Source organism: Micromonospora sp. NPDC051227, assembly GCF_044455385.1.
Lineage (GTDB): Bacteria > Actinomycetota > Actinomycetes > Mycobacteriales > Micromonosporaceae > Micromonospora.
Genome location: NZ_JBITET010000002.1, coordinates 92,874 through 106,857 on the forward strand (window position 1 = coordinate 92,874; position 13,984 = coordinate 106,857).

The window sequence follows — 13,984 nt, forward strand, 5'->3', positions numbered from 1 at the left end:
GTTTCGCGAACCTCTCTAACGGATGGGCACGGTGGCGGTCACCGTGGCCTGGTCGATGTCTGTCGTTCGGGCGGTGATCTTCAGTTGCCACTCGCCGGGGGTCGGCAGGCTGATGTCGCCGTAGGCGTGACTGTCCGTCAACCGGAGCAACGGCACCTCGATCGGCTCGATGCCGGCCGAGGGCAGCGCGACGGTCGCCTTCCACTCCGCGACCAGCAGTGGCTGGTTGGCCTTGTCGTACGCGTACAGGTGCACCGAGTTGTTGCCCCGCTCGGCCGGGCTCACCTCGACCTCGACGGTCAGGAGCGGGCTGGAGAGCCTGGTGCTGAAGAGGCCGGCCTCGGCCCCGGCGGACGGGCCGGCCGCGGCGGTACGCGCTGGCGTGGTCTGCACGAGCGTGGCGGACACGGCCAGCACCACCACGGTGACGGCCAACTCCACCAGGACCGCCCGGCGCACCGGCACCGGGCGTTGCGCCGCGACGCGACTACGCACCAACTTCCGGGAGTATGCGGCCACGGCGATGACCAGCGCGAACAAGCCGATCTTGGCGAGCAGCAAGCGCCCGTACGTGGTGTCGACGAGCGCCTGCGGGGTGGCCACCTCGATCAGCGCCTGGACGGTGCCGGCCAGCAGCAGCGCCGAGACGGCGAGCGCCGCCCAGCGAGACCAGATCGGCAGGATCGCGCCCAACTCCCGCTCGTCGGCCTGGCGCAGCAGGAAGACGGCGAGCATGAGCAGACCGCCCAGCCAGACCGCCATGCTGCCCAGGTGCACCGCGTCGACCACCACGGAGACCGCCGGCGCCGGGGAGGCCGCCGGGTGCCCGGCCAGTGGCCAGGTCAGCAGGGCGGCGCCGCCGAGCACGGCCAGGATGATCGCGTCCGCGCGGCCGGCGGGCCGGGCCAGCAGCGGACGGAGCAGGAAGACGGACGCCGCCAGCAGGCCGAGTCGGACCAGGTGGGCGGCGCCGAAGGCGCTGCCGAACACGCTGCCGAACCCCTCGCCGGTGACGTCGAGGAGACCACCGCCGGCCGTGTAGGGCACCTGCAACCACAGGTCGGCGAGGGTGGCGAAGGCAACCAGACCGAGGCCGGTCCAGGCCAGCCGGGTCGGCCCCCGCCGGGAGAGCCGTCGCGGCCAGAGCGCGGCGAGCACCAGCGCCGGCCCGACCAGCAGCACCAGGCCCGCGTAGCCGAGGAACCGGGCCACCTTCACCGCCGTGCCCACCACCGGGTTGGCGCGACTGTCCGTGCCGGAGTCGACGGGTGGGGTCGAGGGTGCGCCGACCGAGTAGGTGAACGCCCCGGAGACCGGGTGACTGTCGGCGGAGATCACCCGGAAGCTGACCAGATAGGTGCCGCGAGCGCCGCCCGGGTCCACCGGAATGGTCACCACACCACCGCTGAACGACGGTTCACCCCGGTCGGCCCGAGAACCGTCCGGCGCGATCACGCGGATCTTGCCGGGCACCTTGCGTACCGACTCACTGAACGTGAGGACCACCTCGGACGGCCCGCTCGGCACGATGGATGCGGCGGCCGGACTGCTGCTCTCCAGCACCGCGTGGGCGCTCGCGGAGGTGGCTGGCGCGATCAACAGGGCGACGACGGTGACCAGGAGGCCGGCGGCTGCGGCCAGCCGAGCGGCCCAGCGGCGGGGGGCGACAGTCATGCCGGCCATGGTCGCCGATGGGTGTCCCATTCGGCGACCCGAGGGGAGTGGTCGCTTCTGTGGTCGCACGTCATGAACTGGTAGTCGGCCCGGGTCGGGGAATAGTTCCCGACGTGGCGCAGACCATCCAGGGGCCGAACGACCCTGACGCGCCGCCGGCTGCCGCGTAACCTTGTGTGTCGTGATCCCTGTCCCGCGTGACTCCGGTGCCGCCGGTCCGGCAGAGCCGGTCGAGGAGGTCGCCCGGGACCCGGCAACCGAGTGGGCGCTGACCGCCCGCGACGGTGACCCCACCGCCCAGGCGGCGTTCGTCCGGCTGACCCAGGCCGAGGTCTGGCGGTTCGCCGCCGCCCTGGTCGACCCGGACAGCGCCGACGACCTGGCCCAGGAGACCTACCTGCGGGCTTTCCGGGCACTGCCCGCCTTCGAGGGTCGCTCCAGCGCCCGCACCTGGCTGCTCGGCATCGCCCGGCGGGCCTGCGCCGACCACCTGCGCACTGTCGTCAGGCGGCGGCGGCTCGACGAGCGCCTGGCGGCGAACGCGTACACCGACCGACCGCACCCGGACCCGGCCGGCCAGTTCGGCGCCGCCGACCTGGTCCGTCGCCTCGGCCCCGAGCGGCGCTCCGCGTTCGTGCTCACCCAACTGCTCGGCCTGTCGTACGCCGAGGCCGCCGCCGTCGAAGGGGTGCCGGTGGGCACCATCCGGTCCCGGGTCGCCCGGGCCCGAGACGACCTGGTCGAGGCGGTCGGCGACGCCCTGGCCGGCTGAACGCGGAACTTCCGGCGCGGACGGGACGACAAATGAGCGTGACAGCACCTTCCACCCGGGGCCACCGTTGGCCAGTGGTCCGCCCGTGGCTCGGCGTCGCGGCCCGACTCGGCCTCGCCGCCGTCTGGCTGGTCGCCGGCGCGTCGAAGGTCAGCGATCTCGCCGCCTCCGGGCGGGCGGTCAACGCGTACCAGGTGATGCCGTACGACGTGGCAACCGTGATCGGCGCGGCGCTGCCCTTCGTCGAGCTGGCGTTGGGCGTGCTGCTGCTGCTCGGGCTGGCCACCCGGCTCGTCGCCGGGGTGTCCGCCGCGCTGCTGGTGGTCTTCATCGCGGGGATCGCCTCGGCCTGGGCGCGTGGGCTGGCCATCGACTGCGGCTGCTTCGGCAGCGGCGGGCAGCTGGCCGCGGGGCAGGCACCCAGTTACCTCCCGGAGATCCTCCGGGACCTGGGATTCTTGGTTCTGGCCGGATTTCTGCTGATCTGGCCACGTACGCCGGTATCGGTGGACGGGTGGGTGTCCGGCGAACCCGTTGTGGAGGACGAGGATGAGTAGTCGCAAGGGGCAGCGGGACGCCGCCCGGGTGGTCCGCGAGCAGTTGGCCCGCGAGCGGCGCCGCCGCCGCACGATCTGGGTCTCCGCCGCCGCGGTCGTCGTCCTGGTCATCGCCGGCGTCATCGGCTGGGCCGTCTGGTCCAACCAGCGCTCCGACACCTTCACCACCCCACCCGGCGCCAACGCGGAGGGCACCGGCATCGTCACCGGCGGCGGCCCGGTCACCGTCGACGTCTACGAGGACTTCCTCTGCCCGGCCTGCAAGCAGTTCGAGCAGACCAGCGGGTCCACGCTCGAACAGTTGGCGGCCGAGAACAAGGCAAAGGTGGTCTACCACCCGGTCGCGTACCTCAACCGTTTCTCCACCACCGACTACTCCACCCGCTCCTCGGCCGCCTCCGGCTGCGCGGCGGCGGGCGGCAAGTACCACGAGTACGCCAAGGCGCTCTTCGCCCAGCAGCCGCCGGAGGGCAGCGCCGGGCTCACCGACGACCAGCTCATCGACATCGGCACCAGCGTGGGCCTCGACCGGGGCTCCTTCGGCAGCTGCGTCAAGGACGGCACGTACAAGAGTTGGACCGAACACGTCACCGAGGACGCCAGCCAGAGCAACGTCACCGGCACGCCAACCGTCAAGGTCAACGGTCAACCCGTCGAGAACCCCACCCCGGACGCTCTCACCGCAGCCGTGTCGGCGGCCGGCAAGTGAGCCGTACCCTGCTGGGCCGCGCCGGCCTGGTCGCCGCCGCAGCCGGCCTGATGACAGTGATCAGCGCGGCGCCCGCCGCCGCGCACGGCGCGGACGCACCGGACGGCACCGACTACCGCACCCGGACCACCGGGGTCGCACCGGCGCGGCCAGGGCTTGAGGTACGCGTCATCGAGGCGGGCGCCCGACTGGAACTGACCAACCGCACCGGCCGCACCATCGAGGTGATCGGCTACTCCGGCGAGCCGTACCTGCGCGTCGGCCCGGACGGGGTCTTCGAGAACAGCCACTCCCCCGCCACGTACCTGAACCGCACCATCGCCGGGAACACCGCGCTCCCGCCCGAGGCGGACCCGGCCGCCGCACCCTCCTGGCAACGGATCGACGACGGCACCACCGCCCGCTGGCACGACCAGCGCGCGCTGTGGCAGGAGTCGGCACCACCGGCCGCGGTACGCGCCGCACCGGACCGCGAGCATCGGGTCCGGGACTGGACCATCCCGCTGCGCGACGGCACCGACCCAATGGTGATCGGCGGCACGCTGGACTGGGTGCCGCCGCCGGACGCGTACACCTGGTGGGCCGCGACCATCGTTGGGCTGCTCGCGGTGGGCGCGCTCGGCCTGTTCACCGCCGCCGCCCCGGCCGGCGGTCGCGCGCTGTCCGCGCTCGGCGTGTTGCTGATCGTCGGCGGCGTGCTGGCCGTCGGATACCCGGTGGGACGGGAGTTGGACGCCGGCGCCCAGGGTGTGGGCGGGGTGCTGGTCGGGCTGCTCTCCGGGCAGATCTGGTCCCTGTTCACCGGCCTCGGCGCGATCGCCGCCGGTTGGTACGCGCTGAGCCGCCGCCCGGCCGCCGACTTCGTGGTCGCGCTGGCCGGGGCCTGCCTGGCGCTCTTCGCCGGAGCGTCGAACGCCGCCGTGTTCGCCAGCGCCATCGCCCCGGTGCCCTGGTCAGCCACGGCCGCCCGGGTGATGGTGGCGCTCTTCCTGATCACCGGCGCCGGCGCGACAGCCGCCGGCATCCTGCGCCTGCACGCCACCTCCCGCACCGCCGCCGCGGCACCACGGGTCGAGACCGCCGAGAGTGGGTCTACGGCCGCGGGGTGAACCCGTAGGGAAGCTCCAAGCGGTGCCTTGCCAGCAGGGAAGCATCGTTGAGCAGCGTGTTGGTGGGGGCGTCAGCGACGATCCGGCCGTTGTCCAGGATCACCGAGCGCTCGCACAGCTCCGCCGCGTACGGCAGGTCGTGCGTGACCATCAGCAGGGTCACCGGCAGGCCGCGCAGGATCTCAGCGAGCTCCCGTCGGGCCGCCGGGTCCAGGTTCGACGACGGCTCGTCGAGCACCAGGATCTCCGGGTGCATGGCGAGCACTGTGGCCACCGCCACCCGGCGGCGCTGCCCGAACGACAGGTGCTGCGGGGCCCGTTCCCGGTGCTCACTCATCCCCACCGCGGCGAGCGCCTCGTCCACCCGGGCGGCCAACCCGGCCCCCCGCAGACCCAGGTTCGCCGGCCCGAACGCCACGTCCTCCGCCACCGTGGGCAGGAACAACTGATCGTCCGGGTCCTGGAAGACGATGCCCACCCGGCGGCGCACCTCGGCCAGGGTGGCCCGATCCGGGGTGACAGTCAGCCCGCCGACGCTCACGCTGCCCTCGGTCGGGGTGAGGATGCCGTTGAGGTGCAGCACCAGCGTGGTCTTGCCGGCGCCGTTGGGCCCGAGCAGCGCCACCCGGTCGCCCCGCGGCACGTTCAGGTCGACCCCCTGAAGGGCGACGTGCCCGTCCGGGTACGCGTAACGAACGCCCCGAACGTCCAGCGAGACAGCGGTCTGCACGACACCGATCATGACAGCACGACGGCGGTGGCGGCGATGGAGGCCGCCAACACCGGCACGGTCGCCGCGACCAGCCACTGACCGGCGCTCGCCGCACCCTCGCCCTGCCACACGGCGGGCATCCGCCCGGTGTAACCCCGGGACAGCATCGCCAGATAGACCCGCTCGCCACGCTCGAAGGCGCGCAGGAACAACGCCCCGATCCCGGCGGCGAAGCCGCGCAGCTGCCACAGGAAGCGCGGGTCGTCGCCCCGGGAGATCCGGGCCACCCGCATCCGCCGCGCCTCACCGACCAGCACGTCGAGGTAGCGCAGCATGAAGGTGGCGATCTGGGTGAGCACCTGCGGGCAGTGCAGCCGGTCCAACCCCACGATCAGGTCCCGGGTGGTGGTGGTCGCGGCAAGCAGCAGCGACACGAGCACCCCCAGGGTGCCCTTCGCCAGGATGTTCCACGCGCCGTGCAGCCCGTCCTCGGACAGCCGCAGGCCCAGCACCTCGACCCGCTCGCCGCTGCCCAGGAACGGCAGGGCGACGGCGAACACCACGAACGGCAGCTCGATCAACGCTCGGCTGAGCAACCACCGTGGCCCCACCCGGGCCAGCGCCGCCACCGCCGCCACCAGCACTACGTACGCGCCGAAGGCCCAGAACGCCTCGCGCGGGGTGGCCACCACGGCGAGGGTGAAGACCACCATCGCCACGATCTTGACCTCGGGCGGGAGCCGGTGCACCGGCGAGTCGGACTCGCGGTACAGCACGTGCCCGTGACCGGCCCCCATCCGCGGACCCCCGCTCAGCTGGCCGCGTCGGCGCGGCGCCGGACGTCGCCGGACGTCGCGGAGTCGCCCTCGGTGGGCGTCGCCGCGTCACCGTCGGTCGGCGTGCCTCCTCGACGGCGCAGCAGCCAGAACCCGCCGGCCCCGATCGCGAAGGTGACCAGCACCCCGAGAACCCCGGAGAGGCCGGTGGAGACGAAGCTGTTGCGCACACCCCGTACGCCGTAGTCGGCGAGCGGGCTGTCGGCCAACTCGTGGTCACGGGCCTGCTGGGCCGGGCAGCTCCCCCCGACGATGTTGTCGTCGGCGTCGACGGTGCAGCCCTTGAGCAGGGACGAGTCCAGCCCATCCGGGTGTGAGGAGGCGTAGTTGCTCACCACGCCGGCGAGCAGCAGGGCGACCAGCAGGCCACCGGCCAGGAAGGCCCAGGAGCGGTTTTTCATCGGACACCTCCGGAAACCGGGACGGCGGGGGTGGCGGGCGCGCGCAGGGAACGCAGCGCGTACACCAGGTCGGGGCGTACCTTCGCGACGGTGAGCACGGTGGTCGCGGTGATCAGGCCCTCACCGATGCCGATCAGCAGGTGGACGCCGGCCATCGTGCCGGCCAGGCCACCCAGGTTGTTGCCCAGGTCGGTGGTGCCACCCAGCCAGTACTCCAGGACGAAGCCCTGCGACGCCACCACCACGCTGATCGTCGCGGCGACGAACGCGGTAACGGCCAGACCGGCCCGCGTGCGGGGCAACACCCGCAACAGCAGCGCGATCAGCGCGTACGCCGCGGCGGTGCCCAGCAACGCCATGTTCGTGATGTTGAGGCCGAGCATGGCCACGCCGCCGTCGCCGAAGATCAGTGCCTGTACGACCAGCACCACGGCCACGCAGAGCGCGCCGACCCACGGGCCGACCAGCATGGCGGCGAGCGCGCCGCCGAGCAGGTGACCACTGACACCGGCCGTGAAGATCGGGAAGTTGAGCATCTGGACGGCGAAGATGAACGCCGCCACCAGGCCGGCCATCGGGGCCAGCCGGTCGTCCAGGTCGCGCCGGCCGCGCAGAACGCAGGCGGTGAGCGCGGCAAGAGCGAGCGCAGCGAAGATCGCTGCCACGGGACCGTCGATGATCCCGTTCGAGATGTGCATCGCCAGTGTCTCCACGCGACCTCCCACGCGTCAGCGGGCCCGACCGGGCCGGCGTGGGTCAGCCTATTTCCCAACCATCGTTGTTGCCAGACTCTGGCAACAACGCATGGGCTTGATCACTCCAGGTCAGGCCCCGCCGGCCCTCTTCTGGTGATCGACTCGGTTTCCTTGATACCGGGGTGTCCGCAGCTCGCGGATGCTGCGGTTGCAGAGCCACGAGTTGACCTTGACGCGCCGTACCCCCACACGCCGACGCGTCGCGCCGGCGGCGGCGCTCGCCGGCACGGCGGTAGGGTCGGGGCCATGACCTCGCCCGACCGCCTCTCCCCCGGTGACCCCGCGCCCGAGTTCACCCTCCGCACCGACACCGGCGACCAGCTCTCCCTCGCCGACCTGCGAGGTCGCAAGGTCGTCCTGTACGCCTACCCGGCCGCGATGACCCCCGGCTGCACCAAGCAGGCCTGCGACTTCCGCGACTCGCTCGCCTCACTCCAGGCCGCCGGCTACGAGGTCGTCGGCATCTCCCCGGACAAGCCGGAGAAGCTGGCGAAGTTCCGCGAGCGCGACGCCATCACCTTCGCTCTGGTGTCTGACCCGGACAAGTCGGTGCTGACCGCCTACGGCGCGTACGGCGAGAAGCAGCTCTACGGCAAGACCGTCACCGGCGTGATCCGCTCGACGTTCGTGATCGACGCCGACGGCAAGGTCGAGCGGGCGCTCTACAACGTCAAGGCCACCGGGCACGTCGCCAAGCTCCGCCGCGACCTCGGCCTGGACTGACTGTCATACCGGATCGCTACGGTCCGTCAGTGGCTCGATACAAGTACACGCCCGAAGCGCTGGCCGCCGCTGCCGCCGTCGCCCGCAACATCACCGAGGTGATGCGGTTGCTCGGCGTACGCGTCAGCGGTGGCTCACACGCGCACATCAGCCGGCAGCTCAAACGGTTCGGCATCGACACGTCGCACTTCACTGGCCAGGCACACAATCGAGGCGTGCGTTGGCGGCGCATGTCCCCCACAGAGTTGCTGGTAGTGCTGCCGGCCGGTTCCCGCCGAATCCCAGGGGTCCGCCTCAAACGCGCCCTGGCGACCATCGGTCTGCCCGAGACGTGCGAGGTGTGCGGCATTGGGTCAACGTGGCAAGGTGCGAGATTGACCCTGCACGTGGACCACATCAATGGCGATTTCCTCGACAACCGGCCGCGCAACCTTCGCCTACTCTGCCCTAATTGCCACAGCCAGACCTCCACATACGCTGGTCAGCGACGGCCTGCACTTGTGGAGCCCGAGGTGGTCTACGATCCTGATGCGGTTACTCCGACCGGCTTCCCGATAGGCAGGCGACTGCCGCGTCGGCTGGAGTGGCCGTGGACGCTGGTGGAGTACAGCTTCAAGGGGCCGTAGCCCAACGGCAGGAGGCATGCGGTTTAGGTCCGCACCAGTGCGGGTTCGAATCCCGTCGGCCCCACATCGCCATTGAGTGGCGACGGATCCTGGCTCGGTCGGAGCCAGGATCGGTTGTCGGGCGCGTCACTGTGGCGGGTCGTGGCCCTGGTCGTTGGGTCAGGATGGCGAGCGTGAGTCTGCGCTTCGTCCTTGATCCTGACCTGACCCCGCGGCTGCGTGCCGAGATCGTCGACCTCTGGGTGGACGTCAGCAACGCCGGCGGGGCGGTCGGCTTCGTGCCACCGGTCACCGCCACCGACGTGCACGTCACCGCCGATCCGACTTTCGCCGGCATCGCGGACGGACCGGACCGGCTGCTGGTCGGCTACTCCGGGGACCGGCTGGCGGCAATGCTGATCTTCAGTGACAACCGTTTTCCGCTCACTGCGCACTGGTGTGTGGTGAAGCGGGTGATGGTCCATCCGGACACCCAGGGCGCCGGCTACGGCTCGGCGCTGATGATGGAGGCCGCCCGGCTGGGCAGGGCCTTGGGCCACGAGGCGCTGCACGTCACGGTGCGCGACGGGCTGGGGTTGGACAAGTTCTACGGTCGCCTCGGCTACCGGGAGATCGGCCGGCTGCCGGGCGCGTTGCGGGTAGCCCCGGATGACGACCGGGACGAGATTCTGATGTGGCTCGATCTGACGGTGGCCGACTGAGCGGTCAGCCCTCGCACCACCGGGCGTTGGCCCGGGCCGAGCTGGTGGTCGGCGCGTCGGTGGCCGCAGCGCTCGCCCTCGCCACCTCGACCGAGCGACGAGTCGGCGTCGGCGTGACGGCGGGTCGGCTGCTCGGCGGTCGGGTCGACGCGGACGGACGGCGTGTGGCGGCCCCGGTACCGGGTGCGTACATCCGGACCGTGCTGTTCTGCACCTGGCCCGGGGCCATCCGAATGCCGCCGACGGTGACCCGGTTGCCGTACACGTCGGTGACCCGGACGTTGAACGGGCCCGGCCCGGCGCCGGAGGCGATCAGCCAGTAGTTGTAGTCCTGCCGGGCGGCCGACTGCCAGGGGTCGCTGTCACGCTGCCGGACCTCGACTGACCGCAGCGGGTTGCCGTGGTTGCCGACCCGGACGGCGAACCACCACTGCGACGCTCCCTCCTTGATCCGGAAGGTGAGTGGTCCGGGCAGCGGCGGGTTGACCACCGCGCGGTAGGTGACCGGAACGAGGCCCTGGACCGGGTCGGCGATCCGGGCGAACGCCTCGCGGGACAGGTCGAGGTGGCCGGGCTCGCACTCCGGGCACTGGTCCATGATGAGCACCCGGACGGTGCCCTTGGGGCCGACGACGTCGAGGAATCCGCCGCAGGCGGCACCGGCGGAGTATTCCGTCGGACCGAGCGCGACGTAGAGCCGGTTGGCCGGGGCGGCCGGGTTCGAGCAGTTGCCGCCGGCACCCTTGGAGTCGTAGAAGGTGGCCTTGCCGGTGTGCGTGGCGTTGCCGGTGGGCGGCGCGGCGGCCGCCGGCCGGCCGGCGGCGCAGGCCGGGGTGGAGCCGGAGCGCAGGGTGAGGGTGAGCCCGAGCGTCGCCGCGAGGACAGTGACGCCGGTGGCGACCAGCCAGGGCTTCGCACCGGACGACGGCGCGGGCCGGTCCTCTGGAGGATGGTCCAGGTCGATGTTGATGTCGACAGCGCTTCCGTCCGTCACGACGGCGATGCTGCCGGACCCGGTCGGGTACCGACAAGCGGGCTAAGCCAAAGCTAAGACAGCATCGACGGACGGTGACCGCGGGGTGCCGATTGCTGATCGGCGGTCCGGTCAGGGTGCGATGACGATCGGGGCGTCCACCGCCAGGGGTCCGCTGTCGAGCGGCACCAGGCTCAGTCCGAAGAGGAGTTTCTGCTTGACGTTGCGGTGCCGCCCGAGGGTGCGCAGCGGCTCCTTGGTGCGTACCCCGGTCTCCTGGTCGGTGGTGGTCACCACGCAGCGGTCGCACGGCCCGGCGGCCTGGAACATCCGGTCGCCGATGCGCAGCGGCCGACCCACCCAGTCGTCCTCGGCCCAGGCCGGCGCACCGCCCACGACCAGGTTGGGTCGGAACCGGGTCATCGGCACCGGTTCCTTGCCCGCCTCGGCCAGCCAGTCGTTGAGGGCGCCGAGGGAGGCGGCGTTCGCCAGCAGCACCGGATAGACGTCGGCGAAACTGACCTGGTCACCGGTGTCGTGTTCGCGGGTCCCGGCGGCCAGGTGGCGGGTCGGCTGGGCCAGCCAGACCAGTCGGACCGGTCGGCCGAGCAGGGCGCCGAGCCAGTCGTCGGCTGCTTGGCCGGCCGGCAGCGCGGGGACCGGGAAGGTGCGGCTGCGAAAGGTACGGACCGCGACCGGTTCGCCGCCGGTCGGCTCGGGCACGTCGAGGTCGGGTTGCCCGTCGGCGCGCAGCGACAGACCCCCGGGGCGCACGGCGGCGCGCAGGGCGACGAGCCGGGTCGTTTCCCGCTGGGTGACGCCGACTCCGTCGGCGTCCACGACCATCCAGCGCCGATCGCCGGCCAAGCCCCAGGGGTGCACGAACGCGCCGTCGTGGTCGAGCCGGTGACAACCCTTGATGGGGTACGTGTGAATCGAGGTCAGCCGCACCCGGCTACCATGCCACGCCGATGCCGTCGCCCGGGTACCAGTGGTTGGCCGGGCTCTCCCGGTAGGCGAGGAACCGCCGGCCGGTGCGTTCGGCGTGTTCGGCGAGCACGTTGGTGCTGGTGACGTTGTCGGTGAGCAGGATCGCGCCGGGGGCGAGCTTGGGCTCCACGGCGTCGAACTCACGCTTCTCGTGGGCGCGGCTGTGGTCGCTGTCGTGCAGGAACAGGTCGACCGGGCGGTCCAGCGCGCCGATCGAGGCGATCGAGTCGCCGATCACCAGGTCGACGACCTCCGACCACGGCGCGACCCGGGCGAGGTAGCCGGCCTCGGGGTTGATGTCCAGGGAGGTGACCCGGCCCGGGTGCCCCTCCTGCGCGTTGCGCAGCAGGGCGGACGCCAGGACGACGCTGCCGAGTCCCTTGTCGACACCGGTTTCGACGACGTGGGTGGGGCGGGTGGCACGGACGATGGCGTACCAGCCGATCCGTCGGGCGTAGCGGATCTCCTTGTCGGCGAGGCCGCGCCGGTCGGAGGCGGCGATCGCCGCCAGGAGGTGCTGGCGCAGGCCGTCGTCCGACTCGATCTCGCCGAGGTACGCCCGTACCTGTTTGATCGGGATGTCGCAGACCACGCTGACGAACCAGGCGAGGTGGTTGCGGCTCAACGAGGTGAGGTCGTACGTGTAGTTGTGGTGCTCGCGGGAGGTCAGCAGCCAGCGCGCCGAGCGGCGCAGCACCTTCGCGTCGTGCCGCGCGATCGTGCGAAGCCTCTTGGGAAAGGCGGCAATCGGGGCGAGTGGGGTACGCGCGACGGCCCGTCGGAGCTTGATTCGATCCACGGGTGCCGTTGTAGCAGGGTTCGGGCGGCAGCGGGAGGGTCATCGCGAAAGCCGATGGCCACGTTGTTTCCGTCCTCCCGCCGGGGCAGCAGAATAGGGCCTGGAAAGCGCTCCCGGGCCGGCGTTACCGGCAGTCCGTCCGAACGCAGGGCCGGGTTCGCCGCACCGGTCGGCAGGCATGCGATGCCCGAAAGGACGAGGGTGCACGACAGGCACTCGCAATCAGTAGCATCGCCGGCATGTCTGGTGCTCAGCGGTACACCGATGCCGACACCGAATTCTTCGACCCACACGCAGTCGATCCGCAGGAGGATGTCCCGGCCGGGGGCAAGCGGCGACGTCGTGGCCCTCGCTGGCGTCGCGTCCTCGTCATCTGCCTGGTAGTCGCGGCGATCCTGGGCGGCGGCAGCATGATCGGTGGCGCCCTCTATCTCCGCTCCGTCGAGAAGGACATCGACCGGGTGGATGCCTTCGCCGACGTTCCCGAGGAGGGGCGGCCGCAGGCGTTGGCCAACGGCGCGATGAACATCCTGATCCTGGGGAGCGATTCCCGCGACCCGGAGAGCACGGGTGGCTCGCGCACCGACACCATCATCGTCGCGCACATCCCGAAGGACCGGTCCAGCGCGCAACTCGTCTCGATCCCTCGAGACACCTGGGTGAACGTGCCGAAGGCGAAGAACGGGGGGCACGGCGGCCGCGACGCGAAGATCAACGCAGCGTACGCCTGGGGTGGCATTCCGCTGATGGTGCAAACAGTCGAATCGTTCACCACGGTGCGAATCGACCACGTTATGATTGTCGACTTCGCTGGCTTCAAGGAAATCATCGACGCCTTGGACGGCGTCGACATCAACGCCGAGAAGTCGTTCACGTCGATCCACCCGCCGTTCCGGAAGTTCGAACAGGGAGTGCAGCGGATGGACGGTGAGACGGCCCTGGACTACTCCCGCCAGCGCAAACAGTTCGCCGACGGTGACTTCGCCCGCATCCGTCACCAGCAGCAGGTCATCAAGGCCATCCTCGACAAGGCCGTGTCCGGCGGCATCGTCACCAATCCCGGGCGGCTCAACTCCTTCGTCAAGGCGACGTCGAGCGCCGTGTCGGTGGACGAGAACATGTCGCTCGTCAGCATGGCGACAGACCTGCGGAGCCTTCGCGGCCGTAACCTCACCTTCGTCACCAGCCCGACGAAGGGCACCGGTCGAGTGGGCAGCGAGAGCGTCGTCTTCGCGAACACCGAGAAGGCAAAGACCTTCTACGATGCCGTGCGCCGGGACTCCGTCACCGAGATTCTCGCCAGCGCCAAGTAACACCCGGGCCGGTGGCTGTTGCCAGCCGCCGCCTTGTCTCGAGTTACGGACCGGCCAGGTCAGCCGGCCCTCACGGGGAGGTCCACAATGTCCAATCAGCCCGCCATGTGGCACCGGCCGGCACCGCCCGATGACCGCGACGGCAACGCCACCGATGCCCAGGGCGACGGTGAGGGGGACGACGAGGGGAGCCTTGGCGGGAGTCGCCCTCCCGCCTACCAGTTCCCCGGTTACCAGCCGGCCGGCTACCAGCCTCCCGGTTATCAGACATCCGGCTACCAGCCTCCCGGTCACCAGACTTCCGGTCACCAGACTCCGGCCTTGCCGTCGCCCG

The 13,984-nt window shown here is 71.2% G+C and carries 16 protein-coding genes and 1 tRNA gene; 9 read left to right on the forward strand and 8 right to left on the reverse strand.

Going from position 1 to position 13,984, the window contains the following annotated elements; translation table 11 throughout:
* Positions 1 to 15 precede the first annotated feature (15 nt).
* The gene (locus ACIA47_RS04620; protein WP_203117966.1) at positions 16 to 1,683 is read right to left on the reverse strand and encodes a copper resistance protein CopC; all 1,668 of its coding nucleotides are present in this window, start codon (positions 1,681 to 1,683) and stop codon (positions 16 to 18) included.
* 172 nt (positions 1,684 to 1,855) lie between these two features.
* Between ACIA47_RS04620 and ACIA47_RS04625 the strand changes: the two genes are divergently transcribed.
* From ACIA47_RS04625 to ACIA47_RS04640, 4 genes are read left to right on the forward strand one after another with little or no spacing between them, the layout of a single operon-like run.
* Positions 1,856 to 2,446 carry a sigma-70 family RNA polymerase sigma factor gene (locus tag ACIA47_RS04625; protein ID WP_396705496.1) on the forward strand — a complete coding sequence of 197 codons (591 nt, stop codon included), beginning with the start codon at positions 1,856 to 1,858 and terminating at the stop codon, positions 2,444 to 2,446.
* 32 nt (positions 2,447 to 2,478) lie between these two features.
* Positions 2,479 to 3,003, forward strand: a complete 525-nt coding sequence (locus tag ACIA47_RS04630) for a MauE/DoxX family redox-associated membrane protein (protein WP_203117937.1) — start codon at positions 2,479 to 2,481, stop codon at positions 3,001 to 3,003.
* Positions 2,996 to 3,712: a DsbA family protein gene (locus ACIA47_RS04635; protein ID WP_396705498.1), complete on the forward strand. Its 717-nt coding sequence runs from the start codon at positions 2,996 to 2,998 to the stop codon at positions 3,710 to 3,712. Before ACIA47_RS04630 ends, ACIA47_RS04635 begins: the two co-directional genes overlap by 8 nt.
* Complete coding sequence (locus ACIA47_RS04640) at positions 3,709 to 4,821, forward strand: hypothetical protein (protein WP_396705500.1); 1,113 nt, start codon at positions 3,709 to 3,711, stop codon at positions 4,819 to 4,821. The genes ACIA47_RS04635 and ACIA47_RS04640 overlap by 4 nt, the downstream gene beginning before the upstream one ends.
* On the opposite strand, the gene ACIA47_RS04645 is transcribed toward ACIA47_RS04640, so the two are convergent.
* The 4 genes from ACIA47_RS04645 to ACIA47_RS04660 are packed head-to-tail and all read right to left on the reverse strand — an operon-like array spanning position 4,805 to position 7,483.
* Positions 4,805 to 5,563, reverse strand: a complete 759-nt coding sequence (locus ACIA47_RS04645; RefSeq protein WP_396705502.1) for an energy-coupling factor ABC transporter ATP-binding protein — start codon at positions 5,561 to 5,563, stop codon at positions 4,805 to 4,807. The two genes, ACIA47_RS04640 and ACIA47_RS04645, sit on opposite strands and share 17 nt — an antisense overlap.
* Positions 5,560 to 6,330 carry a cobalt ECF transporter T component CbiQ gene (gene cbiQ / locus ACIA47_RS04650; protein WP_396705504.1) on the reverse strand — a complete coding sequence of 257 codons (771 nt, stop codon included), beginning with the start codon at positions 6,328 to 6,330 and terminating at the stop codon, positions 5,560 to 5,562. Before cbiQ ends, ACIA47_RS04645 begins: the two co-directional genes overlap by 4 nt.
* Before the next feature lie 14 nt (positions 6,331 to 6,344).
* Entirely contained in the window at positions 6,345 to 6,770 is a 426-nt protein-coding gene (locus ACIA47_RS04655; RefSeq protein ID WP_203117927.1) for a PDGLE domain-containing protein, read from the reverse strand.
* Positions 6,767 to 7,483 carry an energy-coupling factor ABC transporter permease gene (locus ACIA47_RS04660; RefSeq protein WP_396705506.1) on the reverse strand — a complete coding sequence of 239 codons (717 nt, stop codon included), beginning with the start codon at positions 7,481 to 7,483 and terminating at the stop codon, positions 6,767 to 6,769. Before ACIA47_RS04660 ends, ACIA47_RS04655 begins: the two co-directional genes overlap by 4 nt.
* Positions 7,484 to 7,771: 288 nt before the next feature.
* Between ACIA47_RS04660 and bcp the strand changes: the two genes are divergently transcribed.
* The 4 genes from bcp (at position 7,772) to ACIA47_RS04680 (ending at position 9,575) form a co-directional block, all read left to right on the forward strand.
* Positions 7,772 to 8,248 carry a thioredoxin-dependent thiol peroxidase gene (bcp, locus tag ACIA47_RS04665; protein WP_203117924.1) on the forward strand — a complete coding sequence of 159 codons (477 nt, stop codon included), beginning with the start codon at positions 7,772 to 7,774 and terminating at the stop codon, positions 8,246 to 8,248.
* 29 nt (positions 8,249 to 8,277) lie between these two features.
* Positions 8,278 to 8,874 (forward strand): HNH endonuclease, encoded by a 597-nt coding sequence (locus tag ACIA47_RS04670; RefSeq protein WP_203117921.1) that lies wholly within the window; start codon positions 8,278 to 8,280, stop codon positions 8,872 to 8,874.
* Positions 8,865 to 8,938 (forward strand) — tRNA-Leu (locus tag ACIA47_RS04675). Before ACIA47_RS04670 ends, ACIA47_RS04675 begins: the two co-directional genes overlap by 10 nt.
* A gap of 109 nt (positions 8,939 to 9,047) precedes the next feature.
* Positions 9,048 to 9,575, forward strand: coding sequence for a GNAT family N-acetyltransferase (locus ACIA47_RS04680; RefSeq protein WP_396705509.1), 528 nt, complete (start codon positions 9,048 to 9,050; stop codon positions 9,573 to 9,575).
* A 4-nt stretch (positions 9,576 to 9,579) separates the two neighbouring features.
* Here ACIA47_RS04680 and ACIA47_RS04685 read toward each other — a convergent pair whose 3' ends face one another.
* From ACIA47_RS04685 to ACIA47_RS04695, 3 genes are all read right to left on the reverse strand, one after another.
* Positions 9,580 to 10,569: an expansin EXLX1 family cellulose-binding protein gene (locus ACIA47_RS04685; protein ID WP_396705510.1), complete on the reverse strand. Its 990-nt coding sequence runs from the start codon at positions 10,567 to 10,569 to the stop codon at positions 9,580 to 9,582.
* 111 nt (positions 10,570 to 10,680) lie between these two features.
* Positions 10,681 to 11,499 carry an MOSC domain-containing protein gene (locus ACIA47_RS04690; RefSeq protein ID WP_396705512.1) on the reverse strand — a complete coding sequence of 273 codons (819 nt, stop codon included), beginning with the start codon at positions 11,497 to 11,499 and terminating at the stop codon, positions 10,681 to 10,683.
* Positions 11,500 to 11,503: 4 nt separating this feature from the next.
* Complete coding sequence (locus ACIA47_RS04695) at positions 11,504 to 12,337, reverse strand: O-methyltransferase (protein WP_396705515.1); 834 nt, start codon at positions 12,335 to 12,337, stop codon at positions 11,504 to 11,506.
* A 410-nt stretch (positions 12,338 to 12,747) separates the two neighbouring features.
* On the opposite strand from ACIA47_RS04695, the gene ACIA47_RS04700 reads away from it, so the two are divergent.
* On the forward strand, positions 12,748 to 13,650 hold the full coding sequence (locus ACIA47_RS04700; RefSeq protein WP_238410400.1) for an LCP family protein: 903 nt from the start codon (positions 12,748 to 12,750) through the stop codon (positions 13,648 to 13,650).
* Positions 13,651 to 13,984: the final 334 nt, after the last annotated feature.